1 protein-coding gene is annotated in these 535 nt (G+C 65.8%); it reads right to left on the bottom strand.

Features of this window, described 5'->3' with window-relative positions; genetic code table 11:
• The coding region (locus NS331_RS23845; RefSeq protein ID WP_242873872.1) for a PA14 domain-containing protein at positions 1–535 on the bottom strand (535 nt) is incomplete at both ends.

Below are 535 nucleotides of genomic sequence, written 5' to 3' on the forward strand. Positions count from 1 at the left end.
TGGACAGCAGGTCGAAGGCCCCGCCGGGCGGCTGCATCTCCAGCTTGGCGACCGCGTCGCCGGTGCGCTCGTAGTACTTCATCTGGACATTGACCGTGTCGCCCGCGTTGAAGGTGATGTTGGACGCGGTATCGACGGTGGCGGAATGGTCGTTCCAGTTGTTGATGCGCAGCACGTTGTTCACGTACAGCAGCACGCCGTCGTCGGAGGTGGTGCGGAAGGCGTAGCTGCCGGTGGTGGGCGCCACGAAGCTGACGGTGTAGATGGCCGTGAAGTTGTTGGTGCCGACGTTGTTGCCCGGCCCGCCCGTGCCCCAGTTGTAGTTCACCGAGTCCGACAGGTTGGTGTAGGTGGGCGTGCCGCTCGGGTTCTGGTTGATGGTGTTGGCGTAGTAGTCGCCGCGAATGCCGTACTGGGGCCGCAGCCGCATGGCGAAGCCCCGGCCGTTGATCGAGATGTTGAGCGCCGCGGCGTTGGTGAAGGGCGTGGCGCCGGCGATGTACTGCGCGGGCAGCGCGCGGTCGTCGAACAGGCC

The sequence above is a fragment of the Pseudacidovorax intermedius genome, from assembly GCF_001476815.1.
Lineage (GTDB): Bacteria > Pseudomonadota > Gammaproteobacteria > Burkholderiales > Burkholderiaceae_C > Xenophilus > Xenophilus intermedius_A.